This is a genomic window from Leptospira sanjuanensis (assembly GCF_022267375.1).
GTDB classification, from domain to species: Bacteria; Spirochaetota; Leptospiria; order Leptospirales; family Leptospiraceae; genus Leptospira; species Leptospira sanjuanensis.
Map to the genome: position 1 here is coordinate 3,162,886 of NZ_JAIZBH010000001.1, position 15,534 is coordinate 3,178,419.

The 15,534-nt window shown below is 46.8% G+C and carries 13 protein-coding genes and 1 pseudogene; 8 read left to right on the forward strand and 6 right to left on the reverse strand.

Going from position 1 to position 15,534, the window contains the following annotated elements; genetic code table 11:
* Positions 1-87: 87 nt before the first annotated feature.
* Genes LFX17_RS14140 through LFX17_RS14150 form a run of 3 tightly spaced genes read left to right on the forward strand, consistent with a single transcriptional unit; the run spans position 88 to position 4,539 of the window.
* Positions 88-2,739 carry an XrtN system VIT domain-containing protein gene (locus tag LFX17_RS14140; protein WP_238747151.1) on the forward strand — a complete coding sequence of 884 codons (2,652 nt, stop codon included), beginning with the start codon at positions 88-90 and terminating at the stop codon, positions 2,737-2,739.
* A 10-nt stretch (positions 2,740-2,749) separates the two neighbouring features.
* Positions 2,750-4,174, forward strand: coding sequence for an exosortase N (xrtN, locus tag LFX17_RS14145; protein WP_238747152.1), 1,425 nt, complete (start codon positions 2,750-2,752; stop codon positions 4,172-4,174).
* Positions 4,175-4,215: 41 nt separating this feature from the next.
* Complete coding sequence (locus LFX17_RS14150) at positions 4,216-4,539, forward strand: hypothetical protein (RefSeq protein WP_238747153.1); 324 nt, start codon at positions 4,216-4,218, stop codon at positions 4,537-4,539.
* Positions 4,540-4,546: 7 nt separating this feature from the next.
* On the opposite strand, the gene LFX17_RS14155 is transcribed toward LFX17_RS14150, so the two are convergent.
* From LFX17_RS14155 to LFX17_RS14175, 5 genes are all read right to left on the reverse strand, one after another.
* Positions 4,547-5,251, reverse strand: a complete 705-nt coding sequence (locus LFX17_RS14155) for a DUF1554 domain-containing protein (protein WP_238730809.1) — start codon at positions 5,249-5,251, stop codon at positions 4,547-4,549.
* Positions 5,248-6,066, reverse strand: a complete 819-nt coding sequence (locus LFX17_RS14160) for a fibronectin type III domain-containing protein (protein WP_238747154.1) — start codon at positions 6,064-6,066, stop codon at positions 5,248-5,250. Before LFX17_RS14160 ends, LFX17_RS14155 begins: the two co-directional genes overlap by 4 nt.
* A gap of 1 nt (position 6,067) precedes the next feature.
* Positions 6,068-7,702 carry a hypothetical protein gene (locus tag LFX17_RS14165; RefSeq protein WP_238747155.1) on the reverse strand — a complete coding sequence of 545 codons (1,635 nt, stop codon included), beginning with the start codon at positions 7,700-7,702 and terminating at the stop codon, positions 6,068-6,070.
* Positions 7,699-9,981 (reverse strand): adenylate/guanylate cyclase domain-containing protein, encoded by a 2,283-nt coding sequence (locus LFX17_RS14170; protein ID WP_238747156.1) that lies wholly within the window; start codon positions 9,979-9,981, stop codon positions 7,699-7,701. Before LFX17_RS14170 ends, LFX17_RS14165 begins: the two co-directional genes overlap by 4 nt.
* A 95-nt stretch (positions 9,982-10,076) precedes the next feature.
* Positions 10,077-10,511, reverse strand: coding sequence for a YHS domain-containing (seleno)protein (locus LFX17_RS14175; protein WP_238747157.1), 435 nt, complete (start codon positions 10,509-10,511; stop codon positions 10,077-10,079).
* 81 nt (positions 10,512-10,592) lie between these two features.
* Between LFX17_RS14175 and LFX17_RS14180 the strand changes: the two genes are divergently transcribed.
* Both LFX17_RS14180 and LFX17_RS14185 read left to right on the forward strand, forming a co-directional pair.
* Positions 10,593-11,633: a mechanosensitive ion channel family protein gene (locus LFX17_RS14180; protein WP_238730814.1), complete on the forward strand. Its 1,041-nt coding sequence runs from the start codon at positions 10,593-10,595 to the stop codon at positions 11,631-11,633.
* Between the two features lie 36 nt (positions 11,634-11,669).
* Positions 11,670-12,524, forward strand: coding sequence for an LA_0991 family prenyltransferase-like protein (locus tag LFX17_RS14185; RefSeq protein ID WP_238730815.1), 855 nt, complete (start codon positions 11,670-11,672; stop codon positions 12,522-12,524).
* Here LFX17_RS14185 and LFX17_RS14190 read toward each other — a convergent pair.
* Positions 12,514-13,215, reverse strand: coding sequence for a fatty acid desaturase family protein (locus LFX17_RS14190; RefSeq protein WP_238730816.1), 702 nt, complete (start codon positions 13,213-13,215; stop codon positions 12,514-12,516). The two genes, LFX17_RS14185 and LFX17_RS14190, sit on opposite strands and share 11 nt — an antisense overlap.
* A 77-nt stretch (positions 13,216-13,292) precedes the next feature.
* On the opposite strand from LFX17_RS14190, the pseudogene LFX17_RS21040 reads away from it, so the two are divergent.
* The 3 genes and pseudogenes from LFX17_RS21040 to LFX17_RS14205 form a co-directional block, all read left to right on the forward strand.
* A pseudogene (locus tag LFX17_RS21040) lies at positions 13,293-13,416 on the forward strand (DUF2721 domain-containing protein); the annotation flags it as partial.
* Positions 13,417-13,544: 128 nt separating this feature from the next.
* Positions 13,545-14,351, forward strand: a complete 807-nt coding sequence (locus LFX17_RS14200) for an SDR family oxidoreductase (RefSeq protein WP_238747158.1) — start codon at positions 13,545-13,547, stop codon at positions 14,349-14,351.
* 138 nt (positions 14,352-14,489) lie between these two features.
* Positions 14,490-15,437: a fumarylacetoacetate hydrolase family protein gene (locus LFX17_RS14205; protein ID WP_238747159.1), complete on the forward strand. Its 948-nt coding sequence runs from the start codon at positions 14,490-14,492 to the stop codon at positions 15,435-15,437.
* Positions 15,438-15,534 lie beyond the last annotated feature (97 nt).

Consider the following 15,534-nt stretch of genomic DNA (forward strand, 5'->3'; position numbering starts at 1 on the left):
AGTGCTTGGAAACGAACACTCAAACGGGCGAATCTTTCCTGTTTTTTCGGTATATTTGAATCCTACTTAGGAAGGAAAACAATCGTTATGGCGATCGGCAAAAAAATTCAAGACTACTTTTTAGGCGAAGTGAATCTTTTAGGATTCAAAATACACAATAGGATATTGGCGATCTTCGGATTGATCGGGATCATTTTGACTCTGATCGGTGTCGCGTACGGAATTATGGAACTCAGCTGGAGAATTCAATACCACCCTTCGGAGTTCGCCAACTTTCTCTTTTTCGGATTTCTTGCGATCGTATTCTTTTCTCTTTTTTCCCTTCTTCTTTACGCGTTGTTTCCGAGTTACAAACCGTTTTTGATCTTCACTTTGATTCTTTCGGCGATCTGTTTTACCGCGAATTCGTACATCCTCAATCACGAGGTCTTCCCTCCGTTCACGGAAAGAACCGTATGGGCTCTTTGGATTTCGTTTTTTTTGCTGGCCGCTTCGCTGATCCAGGAGCGGATTCATCCGATTGTGTTGTTGTTTTTTCAACCCTTCTTAGTGATGGGCGCGTTTATCTCGCTTTCGTTCGCGCTCGTATTGGCGCCCGTAATGATTTTCAGTTGGGTTTTAGTTTGGATGGCCGGATTAGGTTTTCTTCCCTACGGTCCTTTGTTCGCGATGACCGCATTCGGAAAAGCGGTTCATAAGATTCATTCTTCCTTTCCGAGAGAGAATCTAAAACGAATTTCGGCCGCCTTGATTTTAGGAACGACGGTTCTTCTTTTGAGTTACAGCGTTTATTATTTTTTCCAATGGAAACACGCGGAGCATATTCTTACCAAACCCGAAACGATCCAAGGTCATAACCGCATCGATGCGGATTTACCCGAGTGGGTTCAAAAAGCGGCGCATCTCCGTGTCAATCACGTGACCGAAATGGCGCTGCAGCCGGATCGCAGATCGGCGATGGGTTTGTTCGCGGCGCAAAGTCAATTCGATCCGCTCGCGTATTTCGCTTCGCAGGGTTTTCTTTCCCTCTTTCGCTCCGACGCAGAACAAAGGATCACAGCCGAGGACGCGGGAAAAACTCTCCATCTTCTATTCGGAAAATCGCATGCGTTTTTGGATCGTCTTTGGAGAGGAACTTCGCTCATTACGACGGATATGGATTCGCACGTTCAGATTCATCCCGAACTCAGAGTGTCTTACACCGAAACGACTCTTTCCATTTATAACGAGAATTCTTCCTCTCATACTTGGGTCGGTTTGGGCACTTGGAATTCCTCTCCCGAAGAGGCGATTTATACGATCACCGTTCCTCCGGGAAGCATCTGCACGAAACTTTCCCTTTGGATCGACGGCGAGGAAAGACCGGCGAGGCTGACTTTCAAATCAACGGCGCATAACGCGTATCAGACGATCGTAGGCGGGGAAAGAAGGGACCCTTCTTATGTCGAATGGCTGGACGGAAATCGTCTGCGCCTGCGAGTATTTCCGGTGACCCCGGAAAATTATAGAATGGTCCGCATCGGAATCGTTTCGCCTCTCAAGGCGGAGCTTACATCCGATGGAAAAGAAATTCTTTCCTATGAAAGAATCAAAATCGAAGGTCCGGTTGCCGATTTTGCGGATCAAAAGGTGAACGTGGATTTGTTTTCCAGCGCGCCGATCGAACTCGACTCGAACGGAATTTCTCTCAAGGAAAAAGTCGTGTCGGATTCGCAAGTGCGTCAATGGACCGGAAACTCCGGTTTTCGAGGCTGGTCGTTTTCCTTTCCGGCGACAAAACCGGGTGGAACGATTTCCGCCGGAGGCGTGACATACAACGTTCTTCCGGAACAAACCGCGATCAAAGACTTTCAACCCGATCGTGCTCTTGTCGTATTAAATTCTTCGCTTTCCCGTTCGACTTGGAAGGAAGTCGTTCAAAAAATTTACGACTCCGGAATTCCGGTTACGATTCTTACCAACGAATGGTTTTATACGAAAGACGCGGATAAGGCGATGAGGTATTTGGACGAATGCGAAATTCCCGCCTTCAATCTGTTTCCGCTGCACTTGGATTCAATTTCGGAAACTTCTAAGATCGCCGGAAAAAATCCTCTGTGGATCGTATCGGGTGAGAATCAATCGATCCCTTTGGGAGAACTCAGAGGTTCTGCCCGATTTGAGGGGATTCAAAGCGCCGCAGGCAAACGGAGCGAGCCGCATAAGATCGCGATCCTCAACGGAAAACGTTCCGAATACGTCGCGAGCCTAATCGATCTGAATCAAGTCGTGTCGGTCGCGGATAACGAAGACGAACTCTTTGCGGTTCTCAAGAATAAACGAATCCGTTTGCCGATCGAAAAAGAAGGAATCGTATCCCTTCCTCACGCAAAACTCACTTTGGAAACGACGAACGGCTCGAACGTAAAACGTCCCGGAAGCGATCTGTTAATCCGAATGGCGATTCAAAGAAGGATTCTAAAACAACTCGGCAAACGATTCTTTGACCGTGATTTGGAAAACGGGGATCTCGTCGATTTAGCAAGAGACGCGATGGTCGTATCTCCCGTTTCCACTTTGATCGTATTGGAAACGGAAAACGACTACGATCGTTTCGGAATCAAATCGGGCAAATCGGCGCTCGGACAAAGCAAACTCGAAGCGCCCGGCGCCGTTCCCGAACCGGAAGAATGGCTGTTGCTGGTCTGCGTCGTCTTCGGTTTGATCGTATATTTCAAAACGAGAAGACAATTCGCTTAACAAAAACGATATGATCGCGACTTCAGTTTTCACCGGTTCCGCCAGTCGACCCGCCTTTTACGTCGGACTTCTCGCTTTCGTATGCGTGATTCCGATGTTTAAGGTCGGTTTCGATTCTCTCGGCGCACGCTCGATCGCGGAGTTGTATCCGGTTTTGTTTCTTCCTTTATTCGTTCGTTCGACGAAGGACGGAGAAGGAGGGATCACATCGCTTGCAATTCATAGAATATTCAAAAGATGGAAACTGTTTTCGATCGTATCGGAAAAGGTTCTTTGGTTCGTTCCGGGCTCTTCGTTTCTGGTCTGCGGAATCCTTTTCCAAAGATCGAGTTTGATTTGGATCGGTTCCTTTTGGAACGCATTGGCCGTTTTGCATACAGGCGGAATCCGTTTTTCTTGGCCCGCGCCCTTTTTAATCTTTGCGATTCCTCCGATCACCGGATTCGGTTCCCTTTTTCTGGGATATAAACTTCGATTGATCGTAACGGAAATCTGCGTTCAAGGGATACGCTGGATCGATGCGGGTTCGATCGCGGTCGGGAATCAAATTTTCTTTCACGGAGAGTGGTTCGTAGTCGATCGTGTTTGCGAAGGAATGAAGATGGGACTCGCCTCCCTTTTGATTGCGGCCGCGCTCGCGCTCCGTTCCAACCGCTCCGGTTTTGTTCTGATTCTTTTGTCCGTTTTCCCGCTTTGGTTTTTTTCGAATTTATTCCGCGTCTTTACGCTGGTTTTATTTCAAGTTCCCGCTTCTTCCTGGAGACACGAGTTTATCGGAATCGTTTTGTTTCTCTGCGGAGTTTTCATCCCGCTTTCGATCATTTCATTGATTTTTCCGAATATTCAAAAATCAGAATTAACTCCAAGCAGCGCCGCCCTTCCCCTACGATTTCCTTCCCGGTCGGCGCGGCTGATTCTCCCCTTACTCGCGACGATCTCGCTATTTGGAAACCGGATCGCACCCGTTCCAAAACGCGACTGGCCTTCGCAAGTTTCTTCCTTTCGACTCGAATCCGGCTCCACTGCCGATGATCCTCGAATCGCCGTTTATCGTTCGGGAGAGAATTATCTGATTATAAAGAGGGATTTGTTCGCCATCGGAACCGGCCATGATCCGAGAATCTGTTTTGAAGCGGTCGGTTTTGCCTTTACGGAACAAACAGGAGATAAGGGATTGAACAGAGGTCAGCTCAAAAGTCCTTCGGGCGCGGCTCCGATTCTTTTTTGGTGGTATTCGGTTACGAAAAACGAAACCATGGAAGGAGACAAGCTCTCGAACATTCGTTCGTTTGCGCCATTCCGATCGGCGTCCGATTTTCACTGGAGATGGGAACGTCTCTGGGGAGCCGACGCGATTCAATGGAACTTATACGGACCGGACGAGAAGGAACTCCGCGCGGTCATCGAAAAAATTTCCAAAGAACCGATCGAATAGCGCACGAACGAAAAACGGATCCTGACCCAAGGACTTCTTTGTTGAAACACGAAATCACATTCAAACATCATTCTTTTCTAAATCAGATCCCCCAGCCGATTCTCGAGGAATTGGATTTGAACGTTCTTTGGATTCCGAACGAGGAACAAAAAAAGAAGATTCTTCTTTTAGAAAAGAAAACAGGAACGCACATCGTACTCTACAAAAAAGACGTCGAACCGCAAGGAAGACATCTTTGCAAAACGATCCGCTCCGCGGATCTGAACAAAAACGAACTCGATGCGATTCAAAATTTTGAATTCAAGGTAAACGAAACGGCCGATCTAATCGTTGTCGCTTATCAAAGGCCTGTAGTTTTATTTTAAAACGAAGTCATTGGCGAACGCAGATCAGCTTTTTGGTTGAGTTACAAGGATCCGAAAATCCGCCTGAATTGATTGAGTTTAAATTGCTTACAGCACCAGATCCGAATTCACCCGTAGAACCTGCCGTTCCATCCACCCAATCGCTACAAGTATCACCGACGCTGATTCTCCAATCACTGGTCAATCCGGTCCACCAAATATTAGCGCCATTAGTATCTATCGCCGCTGTAATTGGAAATGTCGCAATTCCAGCAGTGTTCGTAGTAAATACTTTTATAGGATTCGCAACTGTGCCTCGATAATAATCCCGATTGGGCAACAAAACCCAGTTACTATTTTCAGTGGGATCCGTACAATTTGCAGTACCATTGCAAGCTCTTCGAAGCGGTACAGTTGATACGATCAAAGCCTTGTATTCCGTTCCCGTCCCGGGCAAAGAAGCGAAATTGTTATTCTTTTGAGTGGCGCAAGTAGAATCCGCTCCCGTCACATCTCCCAGGGCTCCCGTCGTGCCTGGACCGGTCGTCACAAAAAGAAATTTATACGAAAGAACCGGATCGGTAGTTCCGCTGCCGTTGTTTGAATTCGAGTTCAAAAGTGCGAGCAGTAAAACGCCGGAAGCATCTCCCGGAAACGGAACCGAACAGCCGATTCCAAAAAAACATAGTATAAAAAAAGAATATACGAATTTCAGAATATTCTTTCGAATCATTCGAACTCCTTTCGGAAGCTCAACTCGATTCTTCCCAAGGAAAGAAACGAATTCGGTTGCAGGTTCGGAGAATTCCATCGCGTAACGCCTTCCGACTTCGATTCTATCAAAACGGTTGCGGATTGAAAAGAACGTTTTTCCAACCACACATTCAAGCCGTATGTCAAAAGGGCTAACGCGCCTATGCCGACTTGATTATTTTGATGCGTTTTGTATTCTTTTTTATCCTCGTCCCTTTGCTGAAGAAGATACAACGTAACCGGCAGCGGAGCGGTCAATGCGGCTAACGTCAAAAAACCGGGATCGTTCGCTGAGGATAGGGCGAGAGAATTTCCCGCCGTCCTCTCCGCGTTACCCGCAACCGCCAAGGCGCCGAACCACAAAAAAATCAAAGAGGTCTTCGTGTATTCTTTTCGTTCCAAAGGAAGAAGTCCGGGAACCCAGACTTTCCACGATGCGACGCCCACGGCGGCCTGTTTTTTTTCGGCTTCATACACGCTCTTCGGACGATCGTGTTCGACAAGAAACGCGGACCATTGACTCCAGGAGGACGGTTTTCCGAAACGATTGAGCGCCGAGATTCTAAACTCGTATTCGCCCGCGGGAATCAGGAATTCCAAGCTGTTCGTTACGACCTTTTCTTCCGCGACCAAGGTCGTCGGATCGGAAGGTTTTCGTATTTCCACCTTGTATCCGTTGTTTCCTTTGACCTCGTTCCATTCTATGTAAAACGTATACTTTCTTTCTTCCGAATATGCAGAAACGCTTATGAACAAGCAGATCAGCGCCGGAACGAATCTTGCGATCGATCTCAATCTATTCCCCTTTTTTGCCCGTTGTTTTTGTTTCCGGGGCGGCCAAGTCTTCTCTCAGTACGATTTTAAATTCCGCCTTAGCCCGATTGGATTCGTTGCCTTCCTGAATCAAGGCCCAGGAGAATTTTCCAACGTCCAGAACGCTTAGGTCCGTCAAGCGGAAGGATTCTCCGTTTACGGATCGTTTGAATATGGATTCTCCGTTTCCTCCGTAAAGATTTAGACTCCATTTTTGTTCTTTGGAATTCGTGTTGTGTTTCCAGCGGAATACGATCGAGTTTTTTCCGGTCATATCCACGGTTCTTCCTTGAATCGGAAATACCAAGGCCGGGACTGGCGAAGTTTCTTTTTCGGTTTTCTTTTCGGCCGCATCGTTCTTTTTCTCGGCAGTCGTGTTCTCTTCTACTTTCGCCGATGTCGCATTAGCAACAGGCAAAGTTGGAGTCTCGGACGTTTTAACCGGAATCTCCGTCTTTTGAACGGTTTCCGTTTTTTCAACCTGGAACGATCTCGCTTCGGATACGGCTTCGGTTCCCGGTAAGTTCGAAAAGGACTTTACTCTCCAATGATATTTTCCTCCCGATAACGGGATGGAAATCGAAGTCTTAAAAACCGTGAGTTGCCTGAGCCCCGATTTGAAATCGGACGAATCCGAAATTTCCAAAATATAACCCGTCGCCAACCGGGAAGGTTTCCATCGAAACGATTGCAGCTCGCCGCCTTCCAAGCTCGTGTTCTTCAACGGAAACAATAACGTTACGGGAGGGTTGGGGAGAATGCGAAACTTCCTGACCTCGGAGAGTTTCGTTTTGTCCGCTGAGATGAGTCTCCAATAATAGATTCCCTCCGGAAGGCTGGCATCCGCAAAATCCCCTTTGGATTCCTTTTTGAAAATCAAAGGATGAAAACTTCGGTTTAACGAAACTTCTAATACGACATTGGGAATGGAAGGGACCGGCTTCCATCGGAATAAGATTTTGGCCTCTCCGGTTTCCGGAAAAATCCGATGATTGTCCACGGGTTCGAACAAGGTCCATTCTTCTTTGATCGGCTGAAGAGATTCGTGACCGACCCTCACCTTTTCCCCTTCTTTGATTTCCTTGGTTTTCTGATCGGAGCCGATCCACTTCAAGGTTCCCTGGGTGAGTTCGACGAGATTGTCCCCGCCGGTTTCATCCCGCGTTATGCGAAACAGACTGGATTTGTCCGCCGACTTCAGAACCGTTTTGCCGGATGCAAGACTTATCGATCGGGTAGATTGCACTCGAACCGAACCTTCCTCCAATTCCAGAAGTTCCTCTTCTTCCTTGAGATTGATTACGATCATCGATCTCGGATCCAATTCGAATTTGGTTCCCGAAGTCAGCGTGACGACGGCTTCGGATAATTCGTCGGTTCGGACGGAATCGTGATTGAAGATCGGAAAGTTCTGCTCCACGTCCTGCCAGATCATACGATCCGAAAATTTTCTCTGCGCGGTTTTGTATTTGAACGTGATGTTACCTACGGTTTCCTTCCTGCCTTCCCCGAAATCGGCCGCGCCCTCCCTCCAAAAAAGAAAAAGGGAAACACAAAGCGCGAGAAGGGACAGAACGCCCACTTGGATTTCCTTTCGAAATTTCGAATATAGGTTCATGCCAAGGACCGGGAAGGCGATTCGGGGTCGGGAATTCCGCATAACACGCGTAATTCTTCGAGAGATTTTGGGCAATCCTGATCCTCTTTCCAACCTAACACCGCGTAGATGGACTGCGGCTTTTCCTTTCCTCGAATCCATACGGGAGGAAGTTCGACGAAATTGAAATGATCCTTTGCCAGTTGATACGTGCTTTCCGAGATGAGAATGTCGGTTCCGAATTCCTTGTTCAAGTATTCGATTCTGGACGCGAGATTGACCGTATCGCCGATCACCGTGAATTCAAGCTTCTTCTCCGAACCGATCTGCCCGACGATCACCGGGCCGGAATTGATTCCGCAACCGAAACGGGTAAACGGACGTCCGATCTCGTGTCCTTTGTCGTTGAACTCGATCAACGCTCTTCGCATTAACAAGGCGGCATTGATCGCGTTCTTCGGTTCGTGACCATCGTGAACGAGCGCGCCCCAGTGAGCCATCACCGCATCTCCGATGAACTTATCCACGATTCCCTGGGTGAGATAAATACATTCCACCATCTCCGTGAAATATTGATTCAGGAATTCGACGACTTCTTCAGGTTTCATCTTTTCTGACATTCCCGTAAAGTTTCGGAGATCGGAAAAGAAGACAGTAACGTCTCGGTTTTCGCCGCCGAGCTTGAGATCGGAAGATAACGCGCGTTCGGCGATCTCCTTGTTTACGAATTTACCGAAAGTGTTTTTGATCTTTTCGCGCTCCTCGAGTCCGCGCGCCATTCGTAAGAACGAGTTGGTAAGAACCCCCACTTCGTCGTGCGTCGTTGGACGGATATCAACGTGATAATTCCCCTGTTCCACTTTACGCGTCGCACTTAGAAGTTGAATGATCGGAATCGTCAGAGTTCTTGAAAACACGAACACGACGAAGAATGCCACTGACAAAACCGAAATCATGATGAGAAGATTCTGCTTTCTAATTTTGTAAACCGCCTCGAAAGCGAGATCGGCGTCCAACGTGGAAAGAATTCCAAGCCCTCCGACTTCGAGCTGTTGATACGAACCCAGCATTTCCCTTCCTTCAAAATCGAAAAGCTGCGAACCGTTGTCCGAAGGACTGCGAAGCATATTCTCCACAAGAGGATGTTTTTTATAATCCTTACCGGAAATCGCTTCCTTATCGTTCGAGTGCGCGATCAGATTTCCGGAAGAATCCACGACGAGCATTTGGAAGAAGTCCGTTTGCCGAACGGCCAAAAAAGAATCCAAAAATTCCGTGGCGGAAAAAACCAGACCCGAAATTTCAGCGCCTTCGGACACGGGCAGAAGTACCGCAACAGCGGGGAATCCGAATTCGGAAGAAACATTCAATACTTCTAATGTTCCGGACAAACGGGAAGAAGCCTTTTCCAAAGCTACTTTCAACGTCTCCGGATCGGGAACTCCCGAAACCGAATTCGTCTTTAAAAATTTCAGATTCCAAAAAAGAGAACTAATCTCGCGGACGGAATCTCCGGGTCTGGATCGAAAACGAACATACGCGACCGCGTTCGCGTTCGCACGGAAGAATTTTTCGGATTCGGTCGGACGAAAGTCCTGGATCTTACGAGTGGTTTCCTTCAGTTGTCCGCTCAATTGCAGACCGGTCATTCTCGCGAGAGAAAGATTGTATTCCTGAATGAGAATCTCGCTGTATTTTCTGAAAAAGTACGTCGCCATCGTGATCATCAAACTCATGCTGATCATGATGATCGCGGAAACGATGGAGAGAAGTTTTACTCGAATCGTAAACCGGGAAGGACGGAACGGCTCGTCGTAACCGTGCGGATGACGAGGATGTTTTAGAAAATCATAATATTTTGATTCGATCGTGGAAGCGAGTCCGTTGCCCGTCCAAATCAGACACGGGCTGTTGTGCGAACGGTTTTTCAGGAATTGAAAGAATTTTTCCGAGGATTCTCCGCTGCCGGAAAGAATCTTATCGCTGTCCGCGGAAGAAATCGTGAAACCTCCGTGTTTCAGATCGCGCACGAGTCTTAAAAAATCGCGGGACTTTTTGAGAGTTTCCGCTTCCTTTCCCGGAAGACAAAAAACGACTTCTCTGATTCCGAGCGCGAGCTTTTCGCCAATCAGACTTCGGATTAATAAATCGGGATCGTCTCCGTCGGAATGAAGATTCGGTAGTTCTTCCCAACGAATCGTTTTATCCCGTTTCCGTATGAATCGATCAAGCAGCCTGGACATCCGTTCCCTGTTCTCCTTAATTCTGGAGAAGAATGAAGATGTTTTTTCTCCTGTCATCCTAAAATCGAAAATTTAAACAGAAGACATAGTTAAACCAAACGATTTGAACGAAAATCGACACAGATCGGACAAAGAAAGCCGGGAAGATCTTTTTATTTCGTCTTCATTCCCTCCCATTTTTCCGCGGCTTTCCGAATGAAACCCGGAATATCCTTTTCCCAAAGCCCCTGAGTTTCGTGGTCGTAGTTTAAATACAACTTTCCGTCCACGATCTTCCATTGATTGGGATCGATATTTACTTTTTCGCCGAGTGCGATTCCGTACGCGCAGTAGCCGCCGAACTGAGGAACATATCGTTCGGGATTTTCGCGGAATCGTTTCAAATTTTCGGCCGAAGAAAAATACCAATCCGCTCCCTTCCATTTATAGGAGAATTCTCCCTTTCCTTCGATCGGTCTGCCCGATACAAAATAAGCGACCGGATCATAACCCTCGATCGCTACGCCCTTCAAAAATGTCTTATTGATTTCCGAAGCGGAAACCGCAGAACTTAGAAATAAAATCGTAATCGCTAAAGCAGTTTTCATTACCACCTCTTCGTGTTAATTCGGTTTAAAACGAAATCGATTTGGTCTTGCCCAATCCCGATCGGAGTGAAAACTGTTCCTATGGATTGGAACGGAATTCAAACCTGGATTTCGAAGGAATTCTTTTTGGAATTCGGAAACGCTTTCGGAATTTTTCTCTTCGTATTATTTTTCGGTTATATACTCGGAGACAGAATCGTTCCGAGACTTTCCGCAGTTCTTTTTCAGAATAGAATCCCCAGCTCTCATCCTCTTTTTAAAGCGGGAAGAAGAATCATCCGTTTGCTTTTCTTCCTTCTCGCAGCGTTTTTATTTCTAAAACTTCTCAAACTTACCGCGGGTTCGGGAGAATTCGTCTTTTTAGGATACAAAATTCTTTCGATCGTTCTTTTGACATTTTCTCTCGTTCGTCTTTTTTCGGCGGTGTTCGAAACGTATTCCGAAAAAACGGACGGTTTGATTTCTTCCGCGTCGATCATCAGCAACGTAATTCGGATCACGTTATTCGCCATCGGAGTTTTGCTGATCCTTCAATCGCTCGGAATTTCCGTCGCGCCGATTCTCGGAGCGCTCGGAGTAGGAGGTCTTGCGGTCGCGCTCGGTTTGCAACCGACTCTTTCCAATTTATTTTCGGGTCTCAGCATTCTTCTCGGAAAGCAGCTCAAAAAAGGGGATTATGTTCGTTTATCGGGAGAAGGACTCGAAGGTTACGTGCAGGACGTCACGTGGAGAAGCACGACGATCCGCAGATTCAACAACAGCACGATCGTGGTTCCGAATTCGGTCATGGCTTCCTCTGTGTTTACGAACTTCGATCTGCCCACGAAAGAATTTTCGATACAGATCGAAGCCGGTGTCGCTTATCAATCCGATCTCGAACGAGTGGAAACTCTCGCCGTGGAAATCGGAAACGAAGTATTGAAGAAGTTCTATCAATCTCCTTCGACCAAGGACGTTTCCTTCGCTTATCAAAAGTTCTCCGAAAATTCGATCGATTTTAAAGTCGTTCTCCCTTCACAGGAATTTACGGATCAGTTTCCGATCAAACACGAATACATCAAACTTCTCCATTCCCGTTTTCAAAAAGAAGGAATCGAATGGAGGTTGCAAAACAAGAAATGACAGGAGCGATCGAACGCCTTAAATATACTTGCAAACATGAAAGATTCTTTTTTTAAAGACGCGTTTTATTACTGGAACGTATTGAGCGTCGATATAGTATGCGGCGCGGTCGCTTCGGCGTGGTTCGCTTCCTCGCTTCTCCAAACGCAAATGAGAACGGCATTTTGGATTTTATTACCCGCGTCCGTTTGGGTCATCTACAGCGCGGATCATCTGATCGACGGCTGGAAATTGGGAGAAAACAGCGCGAACGAACGGCACGCATTCCATTACAAAAACAGAATTTTCTTAAGTTGGATTACGATGATCGCCGCAGTTTTGTGTTTTGTCTGCGGGATTCTGTTTCTGCGGGAATGGGTCGTAAACGTCGCTTTGATTTTGGGAATCTTCGTGTTTTTGCACGTCGTTTTTGCCTATCTTCAAATTTCCTTCTTTTGGAAAGAATGTTCCGTTTCCGTTCTTTATACCGCCGGAGTTTGGTTCGGTCCGATTTTGCTGACGCAAAAATCCGCCTTCGAAACCTGGACGCCCTGCGCTCTTTTCCTTTTAACGGCACTTTGCAATTCTTTCGTGAATTCTTATATGGAAAAGGAAATCGATCGCAAAGAAAACGTGGAATCGATTCTCAAACAAATTTCTCCCGTCACTTTGAGAAAGACCGTTTATACGTTAGCCGCAATCGGAACGGCCGGAATTCTTTTTTGGTTTTTCGAAAGTTCGGAGCGGATTCTTCCCGAATGTCTGTATTTGGGCTTGGGTTATGCGATTTCTGCCGGGATTTTACGATTTGAAACTTCGTTTCAGAGAAACCGGTTTTACAGACTTTTCGGAGAAGGTTATTTCATCCTGGCCTGTATTCCGGTTCTGATTCGAAGGTGGCTTACGGTTTAACCGCGGGAGGAATTCTTAAAATCCAACGAAGCGCTTCGTAAAACTTCGTAGCTTTTAAAATCGGGTTCAGCCATCCGGTTGTGATGCAGAAATACGTGTCGTGAGGGGCCGTGTGATGAACCTTGTGGTGTTCCGGCCCTAAAATCAGTTTATATTTTTGTAATATTTTTATCACGGGCAAAGGAGAATCCTGATGCGCCCATTTATGAATCTGGTTGGTCGCGAAAATTCCCCACAAAAGGAAAAACCAGAACAACGCGAAAAGCGAACTGAAAACGCCCGCAGATTCCCAAAAGAAAACATAATATACTAATATAGGTAACGAAACGAGACAATTGTTTCCGTTCGTCTCGATAAAATCGTGTCTCGTAATTCCTTTCGGGTCCACGTGATGATCGCGGAAAGGAAAGATGAACGCGGGGCCGAGAACGGGAGTGTTTTCCGAACCGATGCTATCCCCCAAAAAGTGGACCAATCCGGAAACGAAATCGGCTCCAAGCCAGGAAAGGAAAATCACGGCAGGCACGGCCCAGATCAAATACGAATGGGCCGCGAAGTCGTTTTGAAAAAGGTTCGCGAGTTTATAGCCGAGATAAACGGAAAGAAAAACGAACGCGATTATGCTGAGTGTCTCGAAGATTCGATGAACGGTTAAGTCCGGTTTCGGAACGGGAGTAAGTTCGGTATTCATACGATTGCCTGGTGTATTCTTATCACAAGTAAGAATTCAGGCGATATTTTTTCCGTCAGGAAACTCTTGAATCGTAAAAAAATGAAACTTTACAGCCGAGTCCGCGATTCGATCCTTCTTGATATGAGCCCTCTTTCCTTCAATACGCCCGGTCTTTTGTTCCCCGCGATTTCTCTTCTGATGCTTGCTTATTGGATGCGAAGGATCGCGGACGAACAAATTCCGATTCGCACTAAAGAATTCTTGAAGTAAGAGAGTTTCTCCGTAATTCTCGCTTTTTAAAAAGAAATCGGAATCCGGAAATCGGCGTACGAAAGCGGGAGTTCAATATGAGCGCGGCGTTTTACAAAGACAAGGTGGTGTGGATCACGGGAGCCTCTTCCGGCATCGGGGAAGAACTCGTAAAGGAAGCGGCCAAACGGGGAGCGAAAATCGTTCTTTCCGCCAGAAGAACCAAGGAATTGGAAAGGGTCAAAAAAGAATGCGGCCTCACCAAAACGAACAGCCTGATTCTTCCTTTAGATTTAGAAGATTATAAAAAACTAAAGAACGTTCCCAAAAAGGCGATCGATCAATTCGGAAGAATCGACGTTCTCATCAATAACGGGGGAATCAGCCAACGTTCCTTCACGTATGAAACCTCGATCGATACGTACGAGAAGCTGATGGACGTGAACTACTTCGGAAACATCGCGTTGTCCCTCGCCGTTCTTCCGATCTTACGCAAACAAAAGAGCGGAGTCATCGCTTCGATTTCGAGCGTAGCCGGATTGTTCGGAGTTCCTCTACGCAGCGGTTACAGCGCGACAAAGGCGGCCCTCACCGGTTTTTACGAGGCCCTTCGCGCGGAAAACGTCCGGGAGAATATTCAAGTTTCCTTAATTTATCCCGGCTTTATAAAAACTCAAATCTCCAACAACGCCCTTAAAGGCGACGGAAGCAAACAAGGTAAAATGGATTCCGTGATCGAACAAGGAATCCCCGCGGACGAATGCGCCCGCAAAATTCTGGACGGAATCGCGGAAAAGAAACACAAGATCATCATCGCAGGTTCGAGAGAAAGGTTCGGAATTTTTATGTATAAATTTTTTCCGGGGATTTTTGCGAAGATGATCGCAAAAGCGAAAGTCCACTGATGGATCGTTGTGCTGACGATCAAGTGTTCGGATTTTTGCAAACGAAATTTCGACTTGGAAATAATTTGTCGGAACAATCGTTGTGATTTTTTTAAGTTGCAATCGATTCAAAAAAATCTTTAGGCGGACTTCGCATCCATGGCAAAGAATTATATTCGGTTTCAGAAAAAGAAGAACATCGATTGGGCTTTACTCGATAACGGAAGAATTCTCCCGTTGGGCTGCGGAGATCTATCGACAAAAGACTTTCTCGAATTTTTACGGAAGAAAAAGAAATCAGCCAAACTCAAATCGATCTCTTCGGAAGGAGTTTCGATTGTATCGCCGATCACGGCTCCTTGTCAGATCATTTGTCAAGGCGCGAACTATAGGCAACATCTGATCGAATCGGGTTTGAATCCGGACGATAAGAATTACAATCTCTTCTTTACGAAATCGGACGCGTCCTTGTTTCCGCCGATCGGCGACATTGTGCGTCCCTTGCAGGTAAAACTTCTGGATTACGAGATCGAACTCGGTCTTGTTTTCGGAAAAGGATTCGATTCCGATTTGAATCCGAATCCGGAAAACGTCGCCTCGCACGTGGCAGCGTTCTTTATGGCAAACGACGTCTCTGCGAGGGATGTTCAACTTCCTCAATTGCAATGGTATAAGGGAAAATCTTACCGCACCTTTTGTCCGTCCGGCCCGCATCTTACGGTTTTGGAACCGGGAGATTTCGAATGTTTGGATTCGCTGGAATTGACGTTGACCGTTAACGGAAAAGTCCGTCAAAGGGACAAGGCTTCCAATCTCGTTTTCAAACCGATCGAAAGCATCGTAGAACTATCACGTTTTTGTAATATTGCTCCGGGTGACGTTTTGTTGACGGGAACTCCTTCCGGTTGCGCGCTCCGCGCACCGGGGAAACTCGTACAGGCGTTGGGCGGTTTTCTTTCCGAAAAAACGAAATGGAAGTTGTTCGTCAAAGGTCAAAGCAAACGAAGCCAATACTTACAACCGGGCGATGTCGTCCGTTCTTCGATCCGCACCGTTGACGGCAAGATCGATTTGGGTGAACAGGTTTTGAACGTGATCGCCGAGTAAGACGAACATACGGATCTCCCGCGGAGCTCCGAATGTGTTATACCAACGAACGGCAGCGGAAAACGTTAGACGAAATCACGTCTTCCGCAAAGAGCCG

Coding starts and splice junctions, on each gene's coding strand:
- LFX17_RS14175 (WP_238747157.1), bottom strand. CDS start 10,511: ATGAAAACTGCTTTAGCGATTACGATTTTATTTCTAAGTTCTGCGGTT.
- LFX17_RS14200 (WP_238747158.1), top strand. CDS start 13,545: ATGAGCGCGGCGTTTTACAAAGACAAGGTGGTGTGGATCACGGGAGCC.
- LFX17_RS14190 (WP_238730816.1), bottom strand. CDS start 13,215: ATGAATACCGAACTTACTCCCGTTCCGAAACCGGACTTAACCGTTCAT.
- LFX17_RS14180 (WP_238730814.1), top strand. CDS start 10,593: ATGGATTGGAACGGAATTCAAACCTGGATTTCGAAGGAATTCTTTTTG.
- LFX17_RS14165 (WP_238747155.1), bottom strand. CDS start 7,702: ATGAACCTATATTCGAAATTTCGAAAGGAAATCCAAGTGGGCGTTCTG.
- LFX17_RS14140 (WP_238747151.1), top strand. CDS start 88: ATGGCGATCGGCAAAAAAATTCAAGACTACTTTTTAGGCGAAGTGAAT.
- LFX17_RS14185 (WP_238730815.1), top strand. CDS start 11,670: ATGAAAGATTCTTTTTTTAAAGACGCGTTTTATTACTGGAACGTATTG.
- LFX17_RS14155 (WP_238730809.1), bottom strand. CDS start 5,251: ATGATTCGAAAGAATATTCTGAAATTCGTATATTCTTTTTTTATACTA.
- xrtN (WP_238747152.1), top strand. CDS start 2,750: ATGATCGCGACTTCAGTTTTCACCGGTTCCGCCAGTCGACCCGCCTTT.
- LFX17_RS14205 (WP_238747159.1), top strand. CDS start 14,490: ATGGCAAAGAATTATATTCGGTTTCAGAAAAAGAAGAACATCGATTGG.
- LFX17_RS14170 (WP_238747156.1), bottom strand. CDS start 9,981: ATGACAGGAGAAAAAACATCTTCATTCTTCTCCAGAATTAAGGAGAAC.